At 72.9% G+C, this 436-nt stretch carries 1 pseudogene; it reads left to right on the forward strand.

The annotated features are described in order from the left end of the window. Positions 1 to 436: pseudogene (locus AC1DD3_RS22110) on the forward strand (HNH endonuclease signature motif containing protein); the annotation flags it as partial.

Genomic DNA, 436 nt, shown 5'->3' on the forward strand with positions numbered 1-436 from the left:
GCACCGAACCCAGCGAAGAAGAACTCCGCCACCGCCAAGGCGCCTTCACCCGCCGCCCCCGCCGCGGCCTCCACCACCTGGAAATCTTCGCCACCACCGACCAATACGAACACCTCCTCACCGCCATGAACACCGCCACCAACCCCCGCACCCAACCCACCACCACCGCGGACGGAACAGGCTCGGGAACAGGCACCGGCGCGGGCGCGGGCACCGGGGAGAACGGTGACGGCGGGGACGGAGCGGCCACGGGCGGAGCCGACACCGCGGACTGTCCAACCGACACCGCCGGCGGTGACGCGGGCGCGCATACCGGGCCGGGATTCGGCGCCGCGGCCGAAGCCGCGGCCGCGGACGCCCACCTCGAACGCCGCACCCGACCCCAACAACTCCTCGACGGCCTCGTCGGCGCCTGYAAAACAGCCCTCGCCACCAA

The sequence above is a fragment of the Arthrobacter sp. 05T444 genome, from assembly GCF_056395905.1.